Annotated in this window: 23 protein-coding genes and 1 tRNA gene; 8 read left to right on the forward strand and 16 right to left on the reverse strand. The window is 57.6% G+C overall.

Annotation, left to right across the window (positions count from 1 at the left end):
- From QE435_RS14395 to QE435_RS14405, 3 genes are all read right to left on the reverse strand, one after another.
- A complete protein-coding gene (locus QE435_RS14395) occupies positions 1 to 513 on the reverse strand; it encodes a prepilin peptidase (protein ID WP_349041794.1) in 513 nt (170 codons plus the stop codon).
- Between the two features lie 98 nt (positions 514 to 611).
- Positions 612 to 800 carry a Flp family type IVb pilin gene (locus QE435_RS14400; protein WP_349041795.1) on the reverse strand — a complete coding sequence of 63 codons (189 nt, stop codon included), beginning with the start codon at positions 798 to 800 and terminating at the stop codon, positions 612 to 614.
- A 340-nt stretch (positions 801 to 1,140) separates the two neighbouring features.
- Positions 1,141 to 1,299 (reverse strand): hypothetical protein, encoded by a 159-nt coding sequence (locus QE435_RS14405; protein ID WP_349042944.1) that lies wholly within the window; start codon positions 1,297 to 1,299, stop codon positions 1,141 to 1,143.
- Between QE435_RS14405 and QE435_RS14410 the strand changes: the two genes are divergently transcribed.
- The gene (locus QE435_RS14410) at positions 1,253 to 1,597 is read left to right on the forward strand and encodes a pilus assembly protein N-terminal domain-containing protein (protein WP_349042864.1); all 345 of its coding nucleotides are present in this window, start codon (positions 1,253 to 1,255) and stop codon (positions 1,595 to 1,597) included. The genes QE435_RS14405 and QE435_RS14410 overlap by 47 nt on opposite strands.
- A gap of 307 nt (positions 1,598 to 1,904) precedes the next feature.
- Here QE435_RS14410 and QE435_RS14415 read toward each other — a convergent pair.
- Together QE435_RS14415 and QE435_RS14420 are read right to left on the reverse strand one after the other, a co-directional pair.
- Positions 1,905 to 1,991, reverse strand: a tRNA-Leu gene (locus tag QE435_RS14415).
- Positions 1,992 to 2,199: 208 nt separating this feature from the next.
- Complete coding sequence (locus QE435_RS14420) at positions 2,200 to 2,508, reverse strand: SelT/SelW/SelH family protein (protein ID WP_309772147.1); 309 nt, start codon at positions 2,506 to 2,508, stop codon at positions 2,200 to 2,202.
- A 123-nt stretch (positions 2,509 to 2,631) separates the two neighbouring features.
- Between QE435_RS14420 and QE435_RS14425 the strand changes: the two genes are divergently transcribed.
- The 6 genes from QE435_RS14425 to dnaJ all read left to right on the forward strand — a co-directional run bounded on the left by QE435_RS14425 (position 2,632) and on the right by dnaJ (position 10,203).
- Positions 2,632 to 3,081 carry a DoxX family protein gene (locus QE435_RS14425; RefSeq protein WP_349041796.1) on the forward strand — a complete coding sequence of 150 codons (450 nt, stop codon included), beginning with the start codon at positions 2,632 to 2,634 and terminating at the stop codon, positions 3,079 to 3,081.
- A 164-nt stretch (positions 3,082 to 3,245) separates the two neighbouring features.
- Positions 3,246 to 4,364, forward strand: coding sequence for a PAS domain-containing protein (locus QE435_RS14430; protein ID WP_349041797.1), 1,119 nt, complete (start codon positions 3,246 to 3,248; stop codon positions 4,362 to 4,364).
- Positions 4,365 to 4,366: 2 nt separating this feature from the next.
- Entirely contained in the window at positions 4,367 to 4,777 is a 411-nt protein-coding gene (locus tag QE435_RS14435; protein ID WP_306934739.1) for a response regulator, read from the forward strand.
- Entirely contained in the window at positions 4,777 to 6,804 is a 2,028-nt protein-coding gene (locus QE435_RS14440; protein WP_349041798.1) for a PAS domain-containing protein, read from the forward strand. Before QE435_RS14435 ends, QE435_RS14440 begins: the two co-directional genes overlap by 1 nt.
- A 264-nt stretch (positions 6,805 to 7,068) precedes the next feature.
- The gene (gene dnaK, locus QE435_RS14445; protein ID WP_306930439.1) at positions 7,069 to 8,973 is read left to right on the forward strand and encodes a molecular chaperone DnaK; all 1,905 of its coding nucleotides are present in this window, start codon (positions 7,069 to 7,071) and stop codon (positions 8,971 to 8,973) included.
- A 90-nt stretch (positions 8,974 to 9,063) separates the two neighbouring features.
- Positions 9,064 to 10,203 (forward strand): molecular chaperone DnaJ, encoded by a 1,140-nt coding sequence (gene dnaJ / locus QE435_RS14450; RefSeq protein WP_306930441.1) that lies wholly within the window; start codon positions 9,064 to 9,066, stop codon positions 10,201 to 10,203.
- A 124-nt stretch (positions 10,204 to 10,327) separates the two neighbouring features.
- Here dnaJ and QE435_RS14455 read toward each other — a convergent pair whose 3' ends face one another.
- Positions 10,328 to 10,576: a hypothetical protein gene (locus QE435_RS14455; protein WP_349041799.1), complete on the reverse strand. Its 249-nt coding sequence runs from the start codon at positions 10,574 to 10,576 to the stop codon at positions 10,328 to 10,330.
- Positions 10,577 to 10,741: 165 nt separating this feature from the next.
- Here QE435_RS14455 and QE435_RS14460 point away from each other — a divergent pair, with 165 nt between their 5' ends.
- The gene (locus tag QE435_RS14460; protein WP_349041800.1) at positions 10,742 to 11,365 is read left to right on the forward strand and encodes a TetR/AcrR family transcriptional regulator; all 624 of its coding nucleotides are present in this window, start codon (positions 10,742 to 10,744) and stop codon (positions 11,363 to 11,365) included.
- Positions 11,366 to 11,368: 3 nt separating this feature from the next.
- Here QE435_RS14460 and QE435_RS14465 read toward each other — a convergent pair whose 3' ends face one another.
- From QE435_RS14465 to polA, 10 genes are all read right to left on the reverse strand, one after another.
- A complete protein-coding gene (locus QE435_RS14465; protein ID WP_349041801.1) occupies positions 11,369 to 11,923 on the reverse strand; it encodes a DUF924 family protein in 555 nt (184 codons plus the stop codon).
- A 37-nt stretch (positions 11,924 to 11,960) separates the two neighbouring features.
- A complete protein-coding gene (locus QE435_RS14470; protein ID WP_306930448.1) occupies positions 11,961 to 12,173 on the reverse strand; it encodes a SlyX family protein in 213 nt (70 codons plus the stop codon).
- A 113-nt stretch (positions 12,174 to 12,286) separates the two neighbouring features.
- On the reverse strand, positions 12,287 to 13,792 hold the full coding sequence (locus QE435_RS14475) for a tripartite tricarboxylate transporter permease (protein WP_349041802.1): 1,506 nt from the start codon (positions 13,790 to 13,792) through the stop codon (positions 12,287 to 12,289).
- 9 nt (positions 13,793 to 13,801) lie between these two features.
- On the reverse strand, positions 13,802 to 14,263 hold the full coding sequence (locus tag QE435_RS14480) for a tripartite tricarboxylate transporter TctB family protein (RefSeq protein WP_349041803.1): 462 nt from the start codon (positions 14,261 to 14,263) through the stop codon (positions 13,802 to 13,804).
- 132 nt (positions 14,264 to 14,395) lie between these two features.
- A complete protein-coding gene (locus QE435_RS14485; RefSeq protein WP_349041804.1) occupies positions 14,396 to 15,379 on the reverse strand; it encodes a tripartite tricarboxylate transporter substrate-binding protein in 984 nt (327 codons plus the stop codon).
- A 218-nt stretch (positions 15,380 to 15,597) separates the two neighbouring features.
- Positions 15,598 to 16,959 (reverse strand): sigma-54 dependent transcriptional regulator, encoded by a 1,362-nt coding sequence (locus tag QE435_RS14490; RefSeq protein WP_349041805.1) that lies wholly within the window; start codon positions 16,957 to 16,959, stop codon positions 15,598 to 15,600.
- Positions 16,956 to 18,779: a sensor histidine kinase gene (locus tag QE435_RS14495; protein ID WP_349041806.1), complete on the reverse strand. Its 1,824-nt coding sequence runs from the start codon at positions 18,777 to 18,779 to the stop codon at positions 16,956 to 16,958. The genes QE435_RS14490 and QE435_RS14495 overlap by 4 nt, the downstream gene beginning before the upstream one ends.
- Before the next feature lie 218 nt (positions 18,780 to 18,997).
- Positions 18,998 to 19,183, reverse strand: coding sequence for a 50S ribosomal protein L32 (gene rpmF, locus QE435_RS14500; RefSeq protein WP_016556742.1), 186 nt, complete (start codon positions 19,181 to 19,183; stop codon positions 18,998 to 19,000).
- 188 nt (positions 19,184 to 19,371) lie between these two features.
- On the reverse strand, positions 19,372 to 20,094 hold the full coding sequence (locus tag QE435_RS14505; RefSeq protein ID WP_349041807.1) for a DUF1868 domain-containing protein: 723 nt from the start codon (positions 20,092 to 20,094) through the stop codon (positions 19,372 to 19,374).
- Positions 20,095 to 20,161: 67 nt separating this feature from the next.
- Positions 20,162 to 23,155 (reverse strand): DNA polymerase I, encoded by a 2,994-nt coding sequence (polA, locus tag QE435_RS14510; protein ID WP_349042865.1) that lies wholly within the window; start codon positions 23,153 to 23,155, stop codon positions 20,162 to 20,164.
- Positions 23,156 to 23,277 lie beyond the last annotated feature (122 nt).

Raw genomic sequence — 23,277 nt, forward strand, 5'->3', positions numbered from 1 at the left:
TCAAAGTACGGCGCGCATTGCGGCCTGTACGATCGGTGCTTCGGGGTAGGTCAGTAAACCTGCGATCGCAATTGCGATACCATAAGGCACCTTTTTGGCAACTAACAACGAGTCCGGAATCGGAAGCCCCGTTGCCATTATCTCTTCGGCGCGCGATCGTAGAATAACGATGCAAAGCGTCAACATGCCTCCAACGAGTGCAACCGCGATCAAAAATTCGAATAAAGAGTGATTGAAGCCAAACCAGACGGCGCACGAGGTGAGAAGCTTGGCATCTCCACCTCCCATGGTGTTAAACGCGAACAGGATGAAACAAGTCAGGAAAACGGTCAGCCCCGCTGCGAGACTTAGTGCGAAAACCTGCAAATCCATACCTGACGCGGGTCCCACTACAAGAAAGGCACTTAACAGAATGACCGAAACTCGGTTGGGGATCGTCATCGAAAAAAGATCAGTAAGCGCCGCAAACGCGAGGCACAACGGGACGACAAGGAAGATGGAAGCAGTGATCATGTCTTACCCCGAGTTATCAGCTAACTCTCATTTAGGAAGAATGCCGCCCAGAGGACGGCACTTTCCAATGCATAGTGAAAATCGGTCTCCGCAGCGTATCAGCCGCCAGTAGCGGCTTTGGAGTTCGTAAGCTCCGTGCCTACGCGGTCGAATGTCAACTTTAGCTTGCTGCCTATGACGCCTGCACCGCCGATGATAGCCACAGAAATCAAGGCAGCGATCAAGCCGTATTCGATGGCGGTTGCGCCGGACTCGTCCTTCAAGAAGCGAGCAAAAATATGTGTCATGCGGTTTCTCCTAATTCGTTGTTGGTCAGCACGCCGACAACTGTTTCTCGTTGTTCGGTTGAGGCAAACCTACGAACTTTCGATTGCCAAGCGCTTAAGGAACGGGCTTAACGTAACGTTAAATGAGTAATGTCGATTGCGTGGTAAACAAAGTTGAAGATTAAAAGGTAAAATATGAGTCTTTGCCATAGACCTAGTTGAGTAAAAGGTCATACAAGGCCGTTTTGAATATAATTTCTACCACGAGCCCGGTCTTGTGCAGTTAAGCGGCGCTCTGCTTTCATGTTAGAGTGCGTTTTGTGCAGCGACAGTTTCCCGTTTTGGCGCGTCTTTTAAGTCTTCATTCACCATTCCCGTTCATGGTGATGACGATGAAATGCGCCAAGCGTAACCAAAGGTCTATTCCGCTCATGCTATCTTCCACCGTCAAGAGATTTGCAATCGCAGCGGTAATCGCAAGTTTTGGGCCGTCTTTTGCGTTCTCCGCAGATGATGACATGCTCCGCGTCTCGATGAATCAGGCGCGTGTGCTCAAGCTCGATCGCGCCGTGAGCAAAGTCATCGTTGGCAACTCGAAGGTTGCGGACGCGACCGTTGCCGATGCAACAACGATCGTGTTGACCGGTCGCAGCTTCGGCACCACCAATCTCGTGCTGCTGGATGCTGAAGGTAACGCAATCGTCGATGAACGGGTTCTGGTGTCGATCGATGAGGGCAATACGGTCCGGGTCTATCGCCAGACCTCACGAAGCGTTCTTTCTTGTTCTCCCGCCTGTGAAGAGCATGCCCAGAACTGAATAGCGTAGAACAACCTGATTCGATTCAGGAGTGTTCTTGATTCACCAAACGTTTGCTCAACAGATGTGGTTACAACAGCGTTTGGACGGCATGCGCCGCGCGTTCAGGGAACGCCTTAAACATAAGTTTTACAGAAAGAACCTGGCCAATCATCACAGATGAGTCACTGCTTCTCGCAGCGCTCTTCGGCACTAAATTGTTGAGCGAGGGGTGCCAATACGAATGCTGGCAACAGTAGCCCCGTGAGGGGAAAATCAATTTCAATTTTTTGCTAAGCGATTGATCTGGCTAGGATCAAATAAGGAATGGTGCCCAGAAGAGGACTCGAACCTCCACACCCTTGCGAGTACCAGCACCTGAAGCTGGCGCGTCTACCAATTCCGCCATCTGGGCGACGAGGAGCCATGTACGGGGGCGGGCGGCTGGTGTCAACAGGGATTTTGAAGTTTTGTGACGATCCTTGTTTTTTCATCGAAAAACATCGCTGCGCGCTTCCCTCCGCATCTGGAATAGTCCGTCGTTGCTGATCTTATTCCGCCAGCATATCACGCGCTATGGCATTTGATCCTTCAGACAGCCTTGAGACGGCATCCAGAAAGCGTCATGTATCCAGACCTTCGTTCTTTTGCCGGTCGAGATGGCCGAGGTCGCGGTCGGGGTCGATGATGTCGCGCAGGCGCTGTTTCAATTCCTTGGGTCCCGGAAAACCGCCATCGCGCTTTCTCTCCCACAAAACTTCACCGTCCACCATGATTTCGAAGCGTCCGCCCGTAGCCGGAATGAGCGCGACCTCTGCAAGACTGTCCGAAAAGGTGCTGAGAAGTTCCTGGGCCATCCAGGCAGAACGCAGCAGCCAGTTGCACTGCGTACAGTAGATGATCGAAATGCGAGGTTTTACAGCGGCATCCATATGGGTGATCCTTCTCTAAGTTCACAGAAATATTACTTAGTTTGTCATGTTTTGAGCGGTGACGACTTGTGTTCAGGGTAGCTTCTTGCAGAAGGTCGGGAATTGCAATCAGCGGAGCATTCCATGGCGAATAATGAGTTTTCTCGTGAACGCTTGATCGTCCCGGCCATCGCGCCGATCTACAACAGCACCCACGAACTGGTCGAAACAATCTTGCGCGTTGTCGCGGGCGTGCTTCTCGTCACGCACGGTTTCGGCAAGATCACAACCCCCTTCGGTGCGGTCGGTATGGTGGAAAGCCTGGGCTTTTATCCGGGCGTCTTCTGGTCGCCCCTTTTGGCAGCAACGGAATTTTTCGGCGGGATTCTCGTGGCAATCGGTCTTCTGACGCGTCCGGCGGCTTTCGCCGCCTTCATCGTCTTGATGGTCACGGTCTATTTCCACTGGATCGTCAGGTCGGAAGGGCTCGTCGGTGCGGAGAAGTCCGTGCTGTGGTCGGCTATATTTCTGTTCTTTGCGGTGAGAGGCGGCAATAGACATTCTGTCGATGCCAAGTTGCGCAAAGTCTTTTGAGAACAAGATAATATGAGGTGCGGCGCTTCGTCGAAATGGCGGCAGCGCCTCGCCACAAATAGCGATGATCAATGGAAATATCAAAGCGCCACGAAATTGTCCTGAGGGACCGGAACTTTCCCGCCTCGAAACGATTACGCATGTGGTGAAGTGCGGGAAAATTCATGGTCGACTATTTGCTGCCTCTGGAAGCGCGTAAGGCTGGCGAGCGTTTGCTTGCCGAACATGCATCGGAAGACCCCTTTGCGGCAGCGTTCAAGGCAACCCGGATGCCAATGATCATTACCGATCCGAAGCAGCACGATAACCCGATCATTTTCTGCAACAAGGCCTTCAACGACCTGACGGGTTACAGCAGCGACGAACTGATCGGTCGTAACTGCCGTCTCCTTCAAGGCGAGAAGACAGACCGCCAGGCGGTGGCAAAAATACGTGAGGCAATCAATGCGGGCACATCCGTCTCTGTCGACATTTTGAACTATCGAAAAGACGGACGGGAATTCTGGAATGCTCTGTTTGTCAGCCCGGTCCGGGACGACAAGGAAGACGTGATCTATTACTTCGCCTCGCAGCTCGATTTCACCCGCATCAAGGACAAGGAGGCAGAACTCGCCGAGGCCCGTAACCTTGCTGAAGAAGAAGTCAGCCGTCGCACCAAGGATCTTCGCGATGCGCTCGACGCCAAGACTATGCTCGTTCACGAGGTCGATCATCGCGTCAAGAACAACCTCATGACGATGGCGTCTATCGTGAAGCTTCAGGAGCGGATGACCAAGAACGAGACGGCGAGCGCGACGCTGAAATCGGTGCTGAACCGCATCGAAGCGCTCAGCACCGTTCATCGCAAGCTGTTTACCTTTGACAATATCGCCCGTTTCGACGTCGCCGATTTCGCCGAAGACCTGGTGGTTAACCTGACGAGCCAGTTGAAGCGCACCGATATCAATGTGACGCTGGATCTATCCCCGGTTTACGTGCCCGCAGACAAAGCATCACCTCTGTCGCTCATCGTCAACGAGTTGGTGGGCGATGCGGTCAGACGTGGTTTGGGTGATGGTGGCGGCGACATCAAGGTGACGGTAAAGAGACTGAACGGACACTTCCTCATTCAGGTGGCCGATACGATCGACCTCGTCGAGGTCGATGAGGAAGAACAGCGTTTCAGTCAGATGTTGCTGGAAACCTGCGCACGCCAAGTCAGTGCGGAAATCAAACGAGAACAAAATGGCCGGCAGACGATCGTGAGTGTGACGCTGCTGGTTGGACATGAAAAGGAATCATGAATTTGCGCATCATCATCGTGGAGGATGAGGCACTCCTGGCGCTTGAACTGGAAAGCGAAGTCGAGGCCGCAGGCCATACCGTCATCGGTGTCGCAGCCGACAGCGCATCGGCCATGGCGCTGATCGAGAAGGAAAGCGCGGATTTCGCCTTTGTCGATATCCATCTTCTCGACGGCCCGACCGGCGTCGATGTCGGGCGCTTTCTTGCCAGCAGAGACATTCCTTATGTGTTCGTCAGCGGCAATGTGAAGCGCATTCCGCCTGATTTTGCTGGCGCCGTAGGCGCGATCGAAAAGCCCTACACCGTTAATGGCTTACAAAACGCGCTCGAATATCTCGATGCCATGATCAGCGGAAAAGACGCTCTGATTGTGCCACCGAACCTGATCATGCCCGTAACAACGACTCCGTAATGGTAATGACTGTGACTAGCGATACCGGCAATATCGGTCCGATCCTCACTCAACTCTTCGAACAGGCACCGAGCTTCATTGCGCTTTTGCGCGGCCCAAACCACCGCTTCGAGCTTGCCAATCCAAGCTATATGAACCTTGTCGGACGTCACGATATCCTCGGTAGAACCGTCGCAGAAGCGCTCCCCGATGCTGCGGAGCAAGGCTTCGTCAGCATTCTCGACGAGGTCTACCGAACCGGTACTCCCTATAAGGCTCTCGGCGCCCTCTTCATCATTCAGACCGAAGAAGGCTCTCCCGGTAGGGAATGCTATCTCGACTTCCTCTATCAGCCAATCCGCGATGAGACCGGCGCGGTCTGCGCCATTTTCGTCGAAGGCTCGGATGTCACTGAACGCACATTGTCGGAGCGGGCAAGGCGAGAAAGCGAAGACCTTTACAAGGGTCTGTTTGACGCAATCGACGAAGGCTTTTGCATCATCGAGTTTCTCGATGGGCCGCATGGGCCGGACAGCGACTATGTGCATATCCAGGCAAACGACGCCTATGCTCGCCACGCCGGCATTCCGAACGTCGTCGGTCAAAAGCTGCGTGAGATGGTGCCGGATGAGGCCGATGCCTGGATCGCGCGCTATGGTGCGGTTCTTCGAACCGGTAAGCCCATTCGCTTTCAACAGGAATTGGTTGCCACGGGCCGTTACTTGGAACTTGCTGCCGTCCGCATCGAGCCGAAAGAACGCCGTCAGGTTGCCGTTCTGTTTCAGGATATCACTGCACGAAAAGAGGCTGAGCTGGCGCTGGAAAAGCTGAACACCACTCTGGAGCAGCAGGTCGAGGAGCGCACCGCCGAATTGATGGTGGCAGAAGAAGCCCTGCGTCAGGCCCAGAAGATGGAGGCCGTCGGCCAGTTGACGGGCGGATTGGCCCATGATTTCAATAACATCCTGGCTGGCATCAGCGGCAGCCTGGAAATGATGAACACACGCCTCGCACAGGGCAGGGTTGGAGATCTTTCGCGCTATATCAATGGCGCGACGGGTGCCACCAAACGCGCGTCCGCGCTGACCCAACGACTGCTCGCCTTCTCGCGCCGCCAGACGCTCGATCCGAAACCGCTGAACATCAACACGCTGGTCGATAGCATGCTTGAGCTGGTGATCCGCAGCGTCGGGCCGGAGATCAAGGTGGAGACGGTAGGCGCGGCTGGTCTCTGGCCGACATTCGTCGATGCCAGCCAGCTGGAAAACGCACTTCTCAATCTCTGCATCAATGCACGCGACGCCATGCCGAATGGCGGCAAGCTCACGATCGAAACCGGAAATCGCTGGATGGACGAGCGCGCGGCCCGGATGCGCGGGCTGGAGCCTGGGCAATATGTGTCGCTTTGCGTTTCCGATACGGGAACCGGCATGTCGCAGGACATTATAGAGCGTGCCTTCGACCCCTTCTTCACCACCAAACCGATCGGCCAGGGCACGGGTCTTGGCCTTTCCATGGTCTATGGTTTTGCCGGTCAGTCAGGCGGTGCCGCTCGCATCTACTCGGAACTCCGCAAAGGCACGATGATCTGCATCTATCTGCCGCGCTATTCCGGCTCCATCGATGCGGCCGATCCGGAGGCCGAAGCCAGCATCGATGCTCCGCGCGCCGATGGCGACGAGACGATCCTGGTGGTGGATGACGAGCCTCTGGTCAGAATGCTCGCCGTCGAGGAGCTTCAGGATCTTGGCTATTCGGTCATCGAAGCGGAAGACGCGCCGTCCGCCTTGCGTCTTCTCAATTCGAACAGGCAGATCAGCCTCTTGATCACCGATGTCGGTTTGCCGGGCGGTATGAATGGCCGGCAACTGGCGGACGCAGCAAGGGTCAACCGGCCGGATCTTGAGGTGCTGTTCATTACTGGCTACGCGGAGAATGCAGTGTTGAACCACGGTCATCTCGACCACGGAATGCACGTCATGACCAAGCCCTTTCAGCTGGATGTCTTCGCCCAGAGGGTTAAGAGCCTGATCAAGCCGCAGGGGTAACGCCGGTGCGGTGACTTCAACACGAGTACTTGTGTTGGTCACGGGCCTGTCACACTAGCTTTAGAACCACGATAAAGAAGTGCAGCAAATCTTTCTTTTTGCTGCCTTCGCTGGCGCCATTCGCCTTGCAGCAGGAAAATTCGCTCCTTATATACGCCGCATACCAGCAGAAATGCTGACAAAAAGGCAAGACCATCCAAGTCAAGGAGTCGTCAGTGGAATGCCTGCCGGGGTTCCGATGACTCGCTTCAAGGAGAGAAGAAAATGGCAAAAGTAATCGGTATCGACCTTGGCACGACCAATTCCTGCGTCGCAGTGATGGACGGCAAGGACATTAAAGTCATTGAAAACGCGGAAGGCGCACGCACGACCCCTTCCATGGTCGCGTTCAGCGACGATGGCGAGCGTCTGGTCGGTCAGCCGGCAAAGCGCCAGGCCGTCACCAACCCAACGAATACGCTCTTTGCGGTCAAGCGCCTCATCGGCCGTCGTTATGACGATCCGACCGTTGAGAAGGACAAGGGCCTCGTCCCCTTCAACATCGTCAAGGGCGACAATGGTGACGCTTGGGTAGAAGCACAGGGCAAGGGTTATTCCCCGTCGCAGATTTCCGCGATGATCCTTCAGAAGATGAAGGAAACCGCTGAATCCTACCTCGGCGAGAAGGTCGAAAAGGCCGTCATCACCGTTCCGGCCTACTTCAACGACGCCCAGCGTCAGGCTACCAAGGATGCAGGCCGCATCGCTGGTCTCGACGTTCTGCGCATCATCAACGAGCCGACGGCTGCCGCTCTTGCCTATGGTCTCGACAAGAAGGACGGCAAGACGATTGCCGTATACGACCTTGGTGGTGGTACCTTCGATATCTCCATCCTCGAAATCGGCGATGGCGTCTTCGAAGTGAAGTCCACCAATGGTGATACCTTCCTCGGTGGCGAAGACTTCGACATGCGTCTTGTCGAGTACCTTGCAACCGAATTCAAGAAGGACAACGGCATCGACCTGAAGTCCGACAAGCTGGCTCTGCAGCGCCTCAAGGAAGCTGCTGAAAAGGCAAAGATCGAGCTGTCGTCTTCGCAGCAGACCGAAATCAACCTGCCCTTCATCACGGCAGATGCTTCTGGTCCGAAGCACCTGACGCTGAAGCTGACACGTGCCAAGTTCGAAAGCCTGGTCGACGACCTGGTTCAGCGCACTGTCGCGCCCTGCAAGGCAGCGCTGAAGGATGCTGGCGTTTCCGCTTCCGAGATCGACGAAGTCGTTCTCGTCGGTGGTATGAGCCGCATGCCGAAGGTGCAGGAAGTGGTCAAGCAGCTGTTCGGCAAGGAGCCTCATAAGGGCGTCAACCCGGACGAAGTGGTTGCCATGGGCGCTGCCATCCAGGCCGGCGTTCTGCAGGGCGACGTCAAGGACGTTCTGCTTCTCGACGTAACTCCGCTGTCTCTCGGCATCGAAACGCTGGGTGGCGTCTTCACCCGTCTGATCGATCGCAACACGACGATCCCGACGAAGAAGAGCCAGACCTTCTCGACCGCCGAAGACAATCAGTCTGCCGTGACCATCCGTGTCTCGCAGGGTGAGCGCGAAATGGCAGCCGACAACAAGCTGCTCGGCCAGTTCGACCTCGTTGGCCTGCCGCCGTCTCCGCGTGGCGTTCCGCAGATCGAAGTCACATTCGATATCGACGCGAACGGCATTGTTCAGGTTTCGGCCAAGGACAAGGGCACCGGCAAGGAACAGCAGATCCGTATCCAGGCCTCTGGTGGTCTCTCCGACGCCGACATCGAAAAGATGGTCAAGGATGCGGAAGCCAATGCTGAAGCCGACAAGAAGCGCCGTGCGGGCGTAGAAGCCAAGAACCAGGCCGAAAGCCTGATCCACTCCACCGAGAAGTCGGTTCAGGAGTATGGTGACAAGGTTTCTGAAACCGACCGCAAGGCAATTGAAGATGCCATAGCTGCCCTCAAGACGGCTGTCGAAGCATCCGAGCCGGATGCAGACGACATCCAGGCAAAGACCCAGACCCTCATGGAAGTATCCATGAAGCTCGGTCAGGCCATTTACGAAGCCCAGCAGGCGGAAGCCGGTGAAGGCGGCGCAGGCGGCAAGGACGATGGTGTGGTCGACGCCGACTACGAGGAAATCAAGGACGACAAGAAGTCCGCGTAAATCGTGGCTCTTGCTCTTGAACTTGGGTAAATGAGACTGAATCCGGCTGCCTCGTGCAGCCGGAAATCCATTTCGGGGTGTGTTATCTTCATGGCGAAAGCAGACTTTTACGAGACATTGGGCGTGAGCAAATCCGCCGATGAAAAGGAGCTGAAGAGCGCCTTCCGCAAACTTGCGATGAAGTATCATCCGGACAAGAATCCTGATGACGCCGAATCCGAGAAGAAATTCAAGGAAATCAACGAAGCCTACGAAACGCTCAAAGACCCGCAGAAACGCGCGGCCTATGATCGCTTCGGTCACGCAGCCTTTGAACAGGGTGGCATGGGCGGCGGTGGCGGCGGCTTCGGCGGCGGTGGTTTTGCCAGCGGCGGCTTCTCCGACATCTTCGAAGATATCTTTGGCGAGATGATGGGTGGCGGCCGTGCGCGCCGTTCCTCCGGCGGCCGCGAACGTGGTGCCGATCTCCGCTACAATATGGAAATTTCGCTGGAAGAAGCTTTCACCGGCAAGACGGCGCAGATCCGGGTGCCTACATCCATAACCTGCGATGTCTGTTCCGGTTCCGGCGCAAAGCCGGGTACGAGCCCTAAAACCTGCGGCACCTGCCAGGGTTCAGGTCGCGTGCGTGCAGCGCAAGGGTTCTTCTCGGTCGAGCGAACCTGCCCGACCTGTCATGGCCGTGGCCAGACGATTACCGATCCCTGCACCAAGTGCCATGGCCAGGGCCGCGTGACGGAAGAGCGTTCGCTCTCGGTCAACATCCCGGCTGGTATCGAAGACGGCACGCGCATTCGCCTGCAGGGCGAGGGTGAGGCTGGCATGCGGGGCGGTCCGTCGGGAGACCTTTACATCTTCCTGTCGGTGCGTCCGCACGAATTCTTCCAGCGTGATGGCGCCGATCTCTATTGCGCCGTGCCGATCTCAATGACGACGGCAGCGCTCGGCGGTACCTTCGATGTCACGACGCTGGACGGAACGAAGTCGCGTGTGACCGTGCCGGAAGGCACGCAGCCGGGCAAGCAGTTCCGACTGAAGGGCAAGGGCATGCCGGTTCTGCGCTCTGCGCAGACGGGTGATCTCTACATCCAGATCCAGATTGAAACGCCGCAGAAGCTGACCAAACGTCAGCGCGAACTCTTGCAGGAGTTCGAGGAAATCTCTTCGAAGGACAACAATCCGGAATCGACGGGCTTCTTTGCGCGTATGAAGGAATTCTTCGACGGCTAAAAGCCGCAACTAAAGCGCCGTGCGTCCTATTGGACGCACGAAAGACGCTTTATTTTTTGAATCAAGACAAAAACACAGAGCCGCCGGGTGATAAGCCCGGCGGTTCTGCTTGTTTGCGGCTTCCTCACCGTGGGTGATGCACCATGACGAAACGGCGAAAGCAGAGCATGACCAGAGGTGTGACGACGAAGATGATGGCCGCAACCATGATCGGCGCCAGCAACATGGTCCGTTGCCAAAGGGGCCAGTTTTCGGTGAATGGCCCCAGTGCATAAAGCAGACTGGTGATGACGGGATACACGGCAAAGGTCATGACCAGTGCAAGTCGAAGACGATGTGGTTTTGAGATAATCGATGAAGCTGTGGAAGACATGGCAACTCCAATGAAACGGAACGTTTCGTTTATAATAAAACAGGCCATTCCGTTCAAGGGATATTTCGGCTAAAGCATCGGCCGGAGAAGGCTCGATTTAGCGACGTCCCTTGCCGGTTTCTATGGGAACACGGGAGCTACAGGTAGCGAGTTCTGGAGGCATCCATGACCGATGAGACAAGGGCTAAAGCGCCCCCGGTCCGCCGCCGGTCCATCGGCGCGCAGCGCAACCCGGACAGCCGTGAGGCCATCTTGCGTGCCGCTGAAGCGATTCTGTCGGAGAAAGGACTTTCCGCCTTTTCGATCGAGGCTGTGGCGCGTGTTGCAAAGGCCGGAAAGCCGACGATTTACCGGTGGTGGCCGTCACGCGCTGCGCTTCTTCTGGATGCGTACCAGTTGAATAAGACCAGCATCCCGACCCCGGACACTGGGAGCGTGGAGGAGGATTTGTTTCTCTTCCTGAGGAATCTCGTCGCCTATTGGCTGGGCGGGGGCGCGGGTGCTATTTTCCGCAGCGTTGTGGCCGAAGCTCAGATCAATGAGGAGGCACTGGCAGCGCTCTCCGCTTTCCTTGTGGAGCGCCGACAGCAGAGCGCCGAAATGCTGCGCAGAGCGAAGGCGCGGAACGAGATCGAGCCTTGGGTCGATCCGGTAACGGTGATCGAAACGCTTTCGAGTTTTGCTCTCGACAGGCTGCTGACAAATCGCCTGGACCTGACGGACGATGAGCTGCGCGCTTTCCTTCGTCCGATTGTGAGGGGCATAAAGGTTTCGTCTTTAAAGTGCTGAAGCTTATCCGGAAAAACCGCCTTCGTCGAGAAAGGCGCGCTCTTCCACTGTTGTGTCGCGAAGCAGGATGTCGTTGCGGTGCGGGAAGCGGCCAAAACGCTGGACGATATCCCGATGTTCGATCGCGAAGGGCAGGTATCGTTCGCCAAGAGGCTCGCACAGCTTGCAGCAAAGCTCCTGATCGGCGATTTCTTCCGAATGCATGAAGGGCAGATAGAAGAAAATCCGGAGCTCAGGATCGATCGCCTGATCATGGCCGCGCGAAATCGCGTCGCGGGCATAATGAAGCGCCAGCGGATCGGTCGCGTACATATGCGCCGTGCCACGGAAACAGTTGCGGGGAAATTGGTCGAGGAGAAGGAGGAGCGCGAGGCTGCTTTCCGGCGCATTGAGCCAGCCGGTCAATTCTTGACGGGCCGCTGCGAAGTGCAGATCGTGAAAGCGGGCGTGGAAGGAGCTGTCGAAATGGGCGTTCTTCTCGAACCATTTATCTGGACCAGCCTCGTTCCAGAAGGAAAGAACCTCGGCGGCGGCTGTCGGTATCGCGCTCTTAGTCATCTCGACTCCTCACTATCTCGTACTGCGCTGGCATTCATCAGTAATGCGGTGGCTTGGTGATGGCTGGCGCGTCGAGCGACTGCTCCTCAAGGCTTAAGAACCGCTCGGTGAGACGATCGAGCTTCGCGCGCGTCTGCTCGACGACCTTCCATTGTTCCGCCAACTGATCGGACAGTTCCTCGATCGTCTTGGCCTGATATGCGACCGTTTCTTCCAGAGCGACAATCCGCGCGTCGTTGTGATCTGCCATAAAGACCTCCGTTTTCATTCACGCTGCTTTCGCAGTTTTATAAAGCTTAAACAAGACAGAGGCCGGACACGTCGTGCCCGGCCTCTGTTGTTGTGAAGACTTTTGACGTTGTGTCAGCCTTCCTCCTGAAAGACCTCTTCGCGCTTCTTCTTGACGCTTGGCAGGAAGACGACGACGAGAACCAGAAGGGCGATCAGAAGTAGCGTGGCGCTGATCGGCCTTGTGACGAAAGTGCTCGGATCGCCACGCGACAGGATCATGGCGCGGCGCAGGTTCTCCTCGAGGAGCGGGCCAAGCACGAAGCCGAGCAGCAGCGGTGCCGGTTCGCAGCGCAGTTTCACCAGGGCGTAGCCGATGAAGCCGAAGAAGGCGACGGCATAGAGATCGAAGACGTTGGAGTTGACGCTGTAAACCCCGATGGCGCAGAAGGCCATGATGATCGGGAAGAGCACGTAGTAGGGGATTGTCAGAAGCTTCACCCAAAGCCCGATGAGCGGCAGGTTCAACACCACCAGCATCAGGTTGCCGATCCACATGGAGGCAATGATACCCCAGAAAAGTGCTGGCTGTTCGGTCGCGACATTCGGGCCGGGCACGATGCCCTGGATGATCATCGCTCCAACCATCAGCGCCATGACAGGGTTGGCCGGGATGCCGAGCGTCAGGAGCGGGATGAAGGAGGTCTGAGCACCCGCATTATTCGCCGATTCCGGCCCGGCAACACCGGCGATTGCGCCATGGCCGAATTCTTCCGGATTCTTCGAGACGCGCTTTTCCACCGTATATGAGGCAAAGGCGGCAAGGATCGCACCGCCACCTGGCAGGATACCGAGAGCCGAGCCGATGATCGTACCGCGAATGACCGGCGCAATCATCTTCTTGAAGTCTTCCTTCGTCGGCAGAAGACCGGAAACCTTGGCCATGAGAACGGTACGTGTGCGTTCGTCTTCCAGATTGCGCAGGATTTCGGCGATACCGAAGACACCGACCGCGACCGCGACAAAGTTCAGGCCATCGGCATATTCGCGAATGCCAAGGGTAAAGCGCGGCGTGCCGCTGTAGATGTCGGTACCGACAAGGCCAAGCAGCAGACCGAGCACGACCATGGCGAGCGCTTTGACAATGGAACCGTGCGCCAGGGCGATGGACGAGACGAGACCGACGACCATCAGCGAGAAATATTCCGCCGCGCCAAATTCGAGTGCGATCGCCGTCAAGGGTGGAGCGAAAATTGCCACGAGAAAGGTCGCGACCGTACCGGCAAAGAAGGAGCCAATGGCAGCAATTGCCAGCGCTGCACCCGCCTTGCCCTTGCGCGCCATCTGGTAACCGTCGATGGCCGTCACCGCGGAGGAAGACTCGCCCGGCATGTTGATCAGGATCGCCGTGGTCGAGCCGCCATATTGCGCGCCGTAATAAATACCGGCCAGCATGATCAGCGAGGAGACAGGTTCTAGCTGGAAGGTGATAGGCAACAGCATGGCGATGGTGGCCGTGGCACCAATACCCGGCAGAACGCCGATCAGCGTTCCGAGAAGCACGCCGATCAGGCAGAAGAACAGGTTGTGAAGCGTTGAGGCCGTGTAGAAGCCGAGTGCCAGATTATCGAAGAGTTCCATGACGCGACCTCAGAAATTGAGCCAGGGGCCGAAGCGCTGGAAAGGCAGGCCGAGACCGTAATTGAAGACAATAACCGAAAAGACCGTGATGGCAGCCGACAGAAGCACGGCCATCATTGGTTTCATCTTGTGCGACGCAAAGGAGGCAATCAGCGCGCTGAGGAAAAGCGCGGGCACGAAGCCCAGTCCACGCACTGTGAAACCGAAGAAAATGGGCGCGGGGAGGATGAAGAAGATGCCCCGCCACGCAATCGAACCCATTGGCTCACCTGCGATCTTGCCGGCTCGCAGAAGGATCACGCCTCCAAGCAGCACCAGGATCAGCGAGAGGACGAGCGGAAAATATCCCGGTCCCATGCGGAAGGCCGTACCGAGTTCGAGATCATAGGATTGCCAGGCGAAGAAAATGCCAAGGCAGATGAAAATTGCGCCGCAGATGGCTTCCGTGGCATCGAAACTGACTGATTTCATGGTCGTCCCCGCCTGTGCATCGGTGTCGCTTCTGGCCCGATGTCTGTAGAGTTCGATGAGGTCTTTAAGCTGCGTTGTTATCCGCAAGCGGATACCGGGGACGACCCGCGTCATCCCCGGCCTGAAGTGGGATCAGTCGGCGTATTGGCCGGCAGATTCGATGACCGGCTTCCAACGCGCGATTTCGCTTTCGAGCTTCGCCTTTAGTGCGGCTGGCGTTGCATCTGCTTCCGGCGAAGGCGTGGTGCCGAGTTCGGCAAAACGTGCAGCGACGTTCTGATCCTTCAGGGCCACCTGAAGCGCCTTGGAGAGACGCTCATTCACAGCCGCAGGCGTGCCCTTCGGTGTGTAGATGCCGTGCCAGATACCGACTTCAAAGTTGGGCAGGCCCGCTTCCGCAGCCGTCGGCACGTTCGGCAGGACGCTCAGACGCTGAGGCGTGGTGACCGCGTAAGCCTTCACGGTCCCGCCCTGGATCTGCTTGGTGGTGTTGGTGGTCTGGTCGCACATGATGTCGACCTGACCGCCGAGAAGGTCGGTCATGGCAGGGCCTGTGCCCTTGTAAGGAACGGTGACGAGCGGGGTTTCGATGGCGCTCATGAACAGCATGCCGCACAGATGGGAGGCGGCGCCAATGCCGGCATTGGCGACCGTGACCTTGTCCTTGTTCGCCTTGGCGTAGTCGATCAGGCCTTTGAGGTCATTGGTCTCAAGATTCTTGCGCGACAGGATCGTCATCGGCACCTCGGTCACGAGGCCGACATAATCGAAGGCGTCGAGCGTCTTGTAGGCGAGCTTGCGGTAGAGAGTATCGCTGGTGGCCATGCCGATGTGATGCAGAAGGATGGTGTAGCCATCCGGATCGGCAGATGCCACACGACCTGCACCGAGCGTGCCGCCAGCGCCGCCGACATTCTCGACGACGATCTGCTGGCCGAGATCCTTGGACATGGATTCAGCAACGAGGCGCGCAACGGTGTCCGTTGGACCACCGGCGGAGAATGGTACGACCATGGTGATGTTGCGGCCAGGATAATCCTGTGCGGCTGCGGAAAGCGCAAAGAGCGATACGGCGGCGGCAGCCACTGCACCCGTGACGGATTTCAGAAGTTTCATCTTTTCCTCCCGATGAATATGGCCTCAGCGACGAGACGCACTCCTCTGCGCTCGTCCGGGGTAGGGTCATTTGCGGTCGAGACTGTGCTGGACGCAATCGAGGCAAGAAGACAAATCAGTAAAAGAGTGTCGGCTAACGGCCCCGATGGGTGGAATCCGAAACATCGCTGTCATGGCGTGGGTGGATTCCCACCCACGGGAATAAACGACAACAGAACTCAGAAGCTCGTCACGTCTTCATCGACGTGTACGTGCTTCGTCAGTTGGTATTTTTGCATCTTTTCGTAAAGCGTCTTGCGCGATATTCCGAGCGTCTCGTAAACGGCTTTCAGATTGCCTTTATGGCTCGCGATTGTTCTTGCGATGATGCCCTTTTCAAACTCCGCCACCTTGGCGGAGAGCCCATGGCCAGCAAGCGGATCACTGTGCGGCCCTTCACCGGAGCGACCGTCCAGCCCGAGAACGAACCGGTCGGCCTCGTTTCTCAGTTCCCGGACATTGCCCGGCCACTCTCGCATCGCGAGCGCTGAAACGACGGCGGAAGGCACCTCCCTGTCGCCGCGCCCATAGCGGGCGGCGGCTTCTCTCACGAGATGCAGGAAGAGCAGGGGAATATCGCTTTGTCGCTGCGCAAGCGACGGGACATGGATCGTTGCGACGTTGAGCCTATAGAGAAGATCCTGGCGGAACCGCCCCGCCAGCGCCTCCTGCGCCAGATCCGTCTTGCTGGTGGCAATGAAGCGGACATCGAGTTCCACGGTCTCGTTGGAGCCGAGACGGGTGATGGTGCGCTCCTGCAGCACGCGCAGCAGCTTGCCCTGCATATCGGGCGGCATGGAGCCGATCTCGTCGAGCAGGATGGTGCCGCCGCGCGCATGCTCGAACTTGCCGTAGCGTGCCCTCAGCGCCCCTGGAAAGGCACCTGCCTCGTGGCCGAAGAGTTCGCTCTCGATCAGATGCTGCGGAAGGGCGGCGCAATTAATGGCGACGAAGGCGCGATCCGCGCGCGCGCTGACATCGTGGAGTGCCCGCGCCACCACTTCCTTGCCTGCACCGGTATCGCCAATGATCAGCGTATCGGCATCCGCCGCCCCGATGGCGCGAATACGGTAACGCAGATCGACCATGACCTGCGTGCGACCCGGCAGGCGCGTTTCCAGATCGTCGCGCTTTCCGGCAACCGCGCGCAGGCGTCGATTTTCCAGCACGAGCGAGCGACGATCCATGGCGCGTTTGATGATGCCGGCAAGATACTGAATGCTGAAGGGTTTTTCGATAAAGTCGTAAGCACCGTTGCGCATGGCGCTGACCGCAAGCTGCACATCGCCATGGCCGGTGACGAGGATCACGGGAATCTCGGCATCCAGTTCCCGCACCTTCTGCAGCAGGCTCATGCCGTCGATGCCCGGCATGCGGATATCGCTGACGATGACGCCATCGAAACTGTAGCCGATCAGTTCAAAGACGTGATCGGCATTGTCGATGGTGACGACATCGAGACCCGCAAGCTCAAGCGCCTGGGCGGTGGAAAGCCGCAAATCCTCTTCATCATCGATCAGCAATACGCGGGACACACTCATTCCGCGGCAATCTCCATCGGTATTTCAGCGTCGAGCTCGATATCGAAGCGCGCGCCGCCATCCTTGAGGTTGGTGACGACAAGCCGTCCCCCAAAATCCTTGACGATATTGTAGGAGATCGACAGGCCGAGCCCCAGGCCTTTGCCGACGCCTTTGGTGGAAAAGAAGGGGTCGAAGATGCGCTCCATGATCGCGGGCGGCACGCCGGGACCGCGATCGCGCACCGAAACGATGATCTTGTTGCCGTTCTTTTGCACGGTGAGATCGATACGCCTATCGTCGAGCCCTTCCACCGCATCGGCAGCATTGGAGATGATGTTGACCAGCACCTGCTGCAGACGCACCGGCCCGGCCTTGACGAAAAGCGTCTCCGATCCAAGCGCTACCCGCAATTCGGCATCCGCCGCCTTTAACCGGGCGCTGACGATTTCGAGCGTATCGGCCACCACCGCATCGAGCGGAACCGGGCCGACATGCTCATTGGGCTTGCGGGCAAAGTTGCGCAGGTGCCTGCTGATCGAGGCCATTCGGTCGATCAGGGCTGAGATGCGGGAGAGATTGGAGCTTGCCTCCTCCACGCGCCCGCGTTCGATCAACAGTGACGCGCTTTCGGCATAGGTCTTGGCTGCGGCAAGCGGCTGGTTGAATTCGTGGGAAAGGGCTGCCGACATCTGGCCGAGCGCAGCAAGCTTGCCCGCCTGGATCAGATCCTTCTGCGTTTTTCGCAACTGCTTTTCCGTTTGCCGACGTTCGGCAATCTCCCGCTTGATGTCGCGGTTCACCCGCGCCAGATCCGCAGTCCGTTCTTCTACCCGAAGCTCCAGCTCGGCCTGGGCTTCGGCCTGATGGACGAGCCGGTCCTGTAGGCGCCTGCGCCTTTGCAGCATGGCCGCCAGCAGCGCGCCAGCAAGCCCAAGGCAGAGAAGGACGGCCAGCATCGTGGTTTGCACCTGGGTGCGCACTGAGCTGGTATCCATCAGCACATTCACCGTCCAGCCCGCTTCCGGCATCGGTTGGGACAGTACAAGATATTCCCGGTCCTGCTGTCCTTCACCGATCGTCATCAACCGATGGCTGGCGAATGTGCCTTCGGTCATCGGCAACTGGCTGAGCTTGGCGTCGGCATAGCGGCGCGAGGCTTCGGTTCTTGCAATTCTGTCGGGCGTCAGCGGCAGGACCGCTGAATAGAGCCACTGGGGCACCCCGGTGATGAATATGATGCCTTCCGGATCGGTGACGATGATACGGTTTTCGCCGGTACCGAAGAAAGCCTCAATGCCTTCAATATCCACTTTGAAGACGATGACGCCCTTGATGACGTCGTTGAACAAGATGGGTGAGGCGAAGTAATAGCCGCGTTTGTGTGACGTGGTGCCGAGTGCGAAGAAGCGCGATTGCTGGCCCTTGGCCGCATCCTGGAAATAAGGTCGATAGCTGAAATTCTGCCCGACGAAGCTTGTCGGCCCATCATAATTGCTGGCAGCGATCGTCTCGCCGTCCAGCGTCATGATGTAGATATCCGAGGATTTCAGAAGGTCGTTGATCGACTTTAGATAGATGTTGGCGCGCTGCCTGAGGCGCCGATCCTCCGGATGAGCAACCAGTTCCTCGATATCGTCGTGATCGGCCATCAGTGCTGGCAGCGGTTCGTATCGGTTGAGATGCCCGCCAAGGGCCGAGACAGCAAGCCGTAACGTCGTTCCGCCCTGTTCGGCAGCCTCGTTGAGATAGCTTTCCGCCAGCAACTCCCGTCCCTTGGTGAAGGCAAAGCCGCACAGACCAAGGCAAAGCAGAAGGATGCCGACCCACCGATATCTCACTCAAACCCCTCCACATCACGGTTTTTTCTGCCGCATGTCGTTGCCACACACTGGTGACCACCTTTGCGCGACATGCTGTAAAAAACCGTCCTCCGACTGAGGATAGTAAGTGCGGGTTCGTCTTTTTCCAAGCGGCATTGCGACGGGAGCTGAAGGCAACAAAAAAGCCGACCCAAAGGCCGGCTCGTTCGTCATGCAATCGCATCAAGAAGCGCTGATTATGCGCTTTCCTTCGGCGTCAGAACCTGACGGCCGCGATACATGCCTGTCTTCAGGTCGATGTGGTGCGGGCGACGCAATTCGCCGGAGTTCTTGTCTTCGACGTAGGTTGCTGCCTTGAGGGCGTCTGCCGAACGGCGCATGCCGCGCTTGGACGGGCTCGTTTTTCTTTTAGGAACTGCCATTTGTGTTACTCCACTGAAGCGGCGAAACACGGGAACCGGCCAGAACCATAGGCCGAATGTCGCATGTCTCGATATCGGAAATTTGGCGCGCTTATACATGCCCTGCGGGGCTTTGACCAGCCCCGACACGCATTTTTTCGCGAGATGCCGGCGCAATCGAAAATCGGCATCCGTTCAGCATATCCATATCAGATGGGATCGAAGACGATCAACTCCTCGAAGTGGTTCATATCAGCGAATGCACAGAAGGCTGGCGGACGCATTTCGATGACCGGCGCTGCCGCACGCAATTCGTCAAGGCAGTCATCCAGCATTGTCTGCCAGCGTGGCAGGCACTCCGGCTCGAACCAGCGGCGGGCATAGGCGAAGGTAATGTGGAATTCGTACGTGTCGTGGTCGGGATGACGATAGCCGAAGGCCTCGGCAAAGGCGTCGCGCCACGCAGCGATGATCCTGTCGTCCACCTCTGTTACCCCTTTCAGGATAAGGCCAAGGGGCGTGACGGATGTTACCTGCATGTTGAAGGCCGGCAGCGTCGGAAACTCTCCGAGGCGATCGAGGTAGAAGGCCGTCATCGAGTCGATGGTGCTGTCTTCCGGCATTTCCTTCGGCCAGTAGGGCCAGGCGCGGCGATGCTCGATGATGCCCTGAAACACCGTCATATGCAGGCTGGAGACGGGCGTGAAGGCAAGGTGGGTCGAAGCCTCTGGCATATCGAGAAGCCGCTGGCGGGCGGCAATGACCGCCTTTTGGGTCTGTGACCCCTCGACCAGATGGCAGACGACCGTATTGCCCGGCTCAGGCAGAAATTCTCCCTCGGGAGAATAGCGCGTTCCCAGATGTCGGGGCGGTGTGGTGTGATGGGTGGTGGAGAAGGTGGAAAGTTTTGGCGAAACGAGCGGGGCGTGCATGGGAAGGCTCCTTGATAGAAGCCTTCACCTACGCCTCATCCGCGACAGGCACGTGACATCCGTGCCCTTAATGCGCCTCGTCCCAGTTGCTGGCGGCACGCGCATCCACCTGTAACGGCACCCTCATGTCGATGGCAGGCATGGCCGCATGTTCCATGACGGATACAACGACCGGCAAAGTCTTTTCGATTTCGCTGTCCTCGACCTCGAAGATCAGTTCGTCATGCACCTGAAGAAGCATGCGGGCCGAAAGCTTTGCCTGTTCAAGTGCTGGCTCCATGCGGATCATGGCCCGGCGGATGATATCGGCGGCAGATCCCTGGATCGGTGCATTGATCGCCGCGCGCTCGTTGAACGCCTTCACCGACGGATTGGACGACTTGATTTCCGGATAATGGATACGGCGGCCGAAGATAGTTTCGACATAGCCATTCTCGCGGGCATAGGCCTTGGTGTTTTCCATATAGTCGCGAATGCCGGGGAAACGCTCGAAGTACTTCTTGATGTAATCGCCCGCTTCAGAGCGGCCGATGCTCAGCTGGTTGGCAAGGCCGAAGGAGGAGATACCATAGATGATGCCGAAGTTGATCGCCTTGGCGCGGCGACGCACCTCCGATGGCATGCCCTCTACCGGCACGCCGAACATTTCCGACGCCGTCATCGCATGAATATCGATGCCGTTCTCGAAGGCATTTCTCAGCTGCGGAATATCGGCGACATGCGCCAGCACACGCAACTCGATCTGGCTGTAGTCTGCCGAAAGAAGCTTGTTGCCGGGCGTGGAGACGAAGGCCGTCCTGATCTTGCGGCCTTCTGCAGTGCGCACCGGAATGTTCTGAAGGTTCGGTTCCGAGGAAGACAGACGACCCGTCGTTGTCGATGCCAGTGAGTAGGATGTGTGCACCCGCTTGGTATCGGCATGGATATAACCGGGCAACGCATCCGTGTAGGTGGATTTCAGCTTGGTCAGCTGGCGCCAGTCGACAATCTTGCGCGGTAGTTCCATCCCCTCGGCGGCGAGGTCTTCCAGCACCGAAGCGGAGGTAGACCATTGTCCGGTCTTGGTCTTGGAGCCGCCGGGCAGGCCCATCTTGCCGAAGAGGATATCCCCAAGTTGCTTGGGCGAGCCGATATTGAATTTCTCGCCAGCGAGCTCGTAAATCTCTTCTTCAAAAGCGGCAGCCTTCTGCGCCAACTCGCCGGAAAGCCGTGAGAGGATCTGCCGGTCGACGGAAATGCCGCGCTCTTCCATATGGGCCAGCACTGGCACCAGCGGTCGTTCCAGTCGCTCATAGACGGTTGTGAGACGGTCGGCGACAAGCCGTGGTTTCAGCACCATCCAGAGCCTGAGCGTCACATCGGCATCTTCGGCAGCATAGGCAGTTGCCTTGTCAATGTCGACAAAGTCGAAGGTCACGCCCGACTTCCCAGATCCGGCAACATCCTTGTAGGCGATCGGCTTGTGGCTAAGCCAGCGCTCGGAAAGTGCATCCATGCCATGCGCGCCCTTGCCCGCCTCCAACACGTAGGAGAGCAGCATGGTATCGTCATAGCTCTGCATCACGATACCGAGGCGCTTGACCAGCAGGTAGTCATACTTGAGGTTCTGCGCCACTTTCAAAACAGCTGGGTCTTCCAGCAGGTCTTTCAGCCGTGAAAGCGCAAGATCGAAGGGAATCTGGTCCGGTGCGAGCTTGATGCCGTCACTGAAGAGATCGCCACCGGAGCCGGTCTTGTGGGTCAGCGGTATATAGCCTGCGATAATGTCCGATCCCCTGGCATTCTTGCTGTTATCAGCAATCGCAAGGGAAAAGCCGACAAGCTCCGCCGTCATCGGGTCGAGCGAGGTGGTTTCGGTATCGAAGGCAACGACGCCCGTCTCGCGCGCCATGGCGATCCAGCGATCCAATTCTTCGATTGAACGAATAGTCTGGTAGGTGGTCGTATCGATCTTGGCGGCGGCGAAGATCGTCTCGCGGGCGGAGGCAAGCTCCTGTGGCGTATCGCCTTCCGCCTTGGAGAGAACGGCGCCGACATCCGCTACCGACGCTTCGCCAAGCGGAACGGATGCGGCATCGCCGCCCGTGTCGGTATCGGCATCGAGATCAGGTCCATGGGCCTCTGCCCCGCGCTCCACCGGAACATGTGCGGGCTCGATGGCCGACGCATCCGTACCCGTCGCTTCCGCCACGCGGCGGGTCAGCGTGGTGAATTCCATGGCCTTCAGGAAGGCTATCAGCTTCGGTCCGTCTTGCACCTCGAGCGTTAGCGCATCCAGCGCAAGCTCCAGCGGCACATCGGTTCGGAGCGAAACGAGCTGGCGGGAGAGGCGCGCCAGTTCCGCATTGGCGATGATGTTTTCCCGGCGCTTCTGCTGCTTGATTTCGCCCGCGCGCTCCAGCAGCGTATCGAGGTCGCCATATTCCTCCAGCAATTGCGCTGCCGTCTTCGGACCGATACCGGGAATACCCGGAATATTGTCGGTGGAATCGCCGGTCATCGCCTGCAGGTCAATCATCTTTTCCGGCGGTACACCCCATTTTTCGATGACGTCCGGCACGCCGATCTGCTTGTCCTTCATCGCGTCGTACATATGCACATTGGGCGTGACGAGCTGCATCAGGTCCTTGTCGGAGGAGATGATGGTGACATCCGCACCGATTGCTTCCGCCTGGCGGGCATAGGTGGCGATGATGTCATCGGCCTCGAAGCCTTCGGTCTCGATGCAGGGCAGGTTGAAGGCGCGGGTGGCGTGGCGGATCAGACCGAATTGCGGAACGAGATCTTCCGGCGGTGCCGAGCGGTTGGCCTTGTAGAGGTCGTACAGCTCGTTGCGGAAGGTCTTGGACGAATAGTCGAAGATCACCGCGAAATGCGTTGGCGTCACCCCCACATCGGTGTTGCGCGCATCCTTCAGCAGCTTCCACAGCATGTTGCAGAAGCCGGACACGGCATTGACCGGCAATCCATCGGATTTGCGGTTGAGCGGAGGGATGGCGTGGAAGGCGCGGAAAATGAAACCGGAGCCGTCCACGAGGAAGAGATGATCGCCTTTTTTCATGGGAAGCATGGATAGCGTGCGCCATGTTCAACGTCCACACAAACTTGCTGTTGATGGCGGGTCAAAGTCGCGCCGAACCGGCCAAATCCGCCTCGATTCTTTCACCGGAACGTTACCGATTT

It is taken from the genome of Agrobacterium sp. SORGH_AS 787, assembly GCF_030819035.1.
In the GTDB taxonomy this organism is placed as follows: Bacteria; Pseudomonadota; Alphaproteobacteria; order Rhizobiales; family Rhizobiaceae; genus Agrobacterium; species Agrobacterium larrymoorei_B.

Coding starts and splice junctions, on each gene's coding strand:
- QE435_RS14395 (WP_349041794.1), bottom strand. CDS start 513: ATGATCACTGCTTCCATCTTCCTTGTCGTCCCGTTGTGCCTCGCGTTT.
- QE435_RS14400 (WP_349041795.1), bottom strand. CDS start 800: ATGACACATATTTTTGCTCGCTTCTTGAAGGACGAGTCCGGCGCAACC.
- QE435_RS14405 (WP_349042944.1), bottom strand. CDS start 1,299: ATGTCATCATCTGCGGAGAACGCAAAAGACGGCCCAAAACTTGCGATT.
- QE435_RS14420 (WP_309772147.1), bottom strand. CDS start 2,508: ATGGATGCCGCTGTAAAACCTCGCATTTCGATCATCTACTGTACGCAG.
- QE435_RS14425 (WP_349041796.1), top strand. CDS start 2,632: ATGGCGAATAATGAGTTTTCTCGTGAACGCTTGATCGTCCCGGCCATC.
- QE435_RS14430 (WP_349041797.1), top strand. CDS start 3,246: ATGGTCGACTATTTGCTGCCTCTGGAAGCGCGTAAGGCTGGCGAGCGT.
- QE435_RS14440 (WP_349041798.1), top strand. CDS start 4,777: ATGGTAATGACTGTGACTAGCGATACCGGCAATATCGGTCCGATCCTC.
- dnaK (WP_306930439.1), top strand. CDS start 7,069: ATGGCAAAAGTAATCGGTATCGACCTTGGCACGACCAATTCCTGCGTC.
- dnaJ (WP_306930441.1), top strand. CDS start 9,064: ATGGCGAAAGCAGACTTTTACGAGACATTGGGCGTGAGCAAATCCGCC.
- QE435_RS14455 (WP_349041799.1), bottom strand. CDS start 10,576: ATGTCTTCCACAGCTTCATCGATTATCTCAAAACCACATCGTCTTCGA.
- QE435_RS14460 (WP_349041800.1), top strand. CDS start 10,742: ATGACCGATGAGACAAGGGCTAAAGCGCCCCCGGTCCGCCGCCGGTCC.
- QE435_RS14465 (WP_349041801.1), bottom strand. CDS start 11,923: ATGACTAAGAGCGCGATACCGACAGCCGCCGCCGAGGTTCTTTCCTTC.
- QE435_RS14470 (WP_306930448.1), bottom strand. CDS start 12,173: ATGGCAGATCACAACGACGCGCGGATTGTCGCTCTGGAAGAAACGGTC.
- QE435_RS14475 (WP_349041802.1), bottom strand. CDS start 13,792: ATGGAACTCTTCGATAATCTGGCACTCGGCTTCTACACGGCCTCAACG.
- QE435_RS14480 (WP_349041803.1), bottom strand. CDS start 14,263: ATGAAATCAGTCAGTTTCGATGCCACGGAAGCCATCTGCGGCGCAATT.
- QE435_RS14485 (WP_349041804.1), bottom strand. CDS start 15,379: ATGAAACTTCTGAAATCCGTCACGGGTGCAGTGGCTGCCGCCGCCGTA.
- QE435_RS14490 (WP_349041805.1), bottom strand. CDS start 16,959: ATGAGTGTGTCCCGCGTATTGCTGATCGATGATGAAGAGGATTTGCGG.
- rpmF (WP_016556742.1), bottom strand. CDS start 19,183: ATGGCAGTTCCTAAAAGAAAAACGAGCCCGTCCAAGCGCGGCATGCGC.
- QE435_RS14505 (WP_349041807.1), bottom strand. CDS start 20,094: ATGCACGCCCCGCTCGTTTCGCCAAAACTTTCCACCTTCTCCACCACC.
- polA (WP_349042865.1), bottom strand. CDS start 23,155: ATGAAAAAAGGCGATCATCTCTTCCTCGTGGACGGCTCCGGTTTCATT.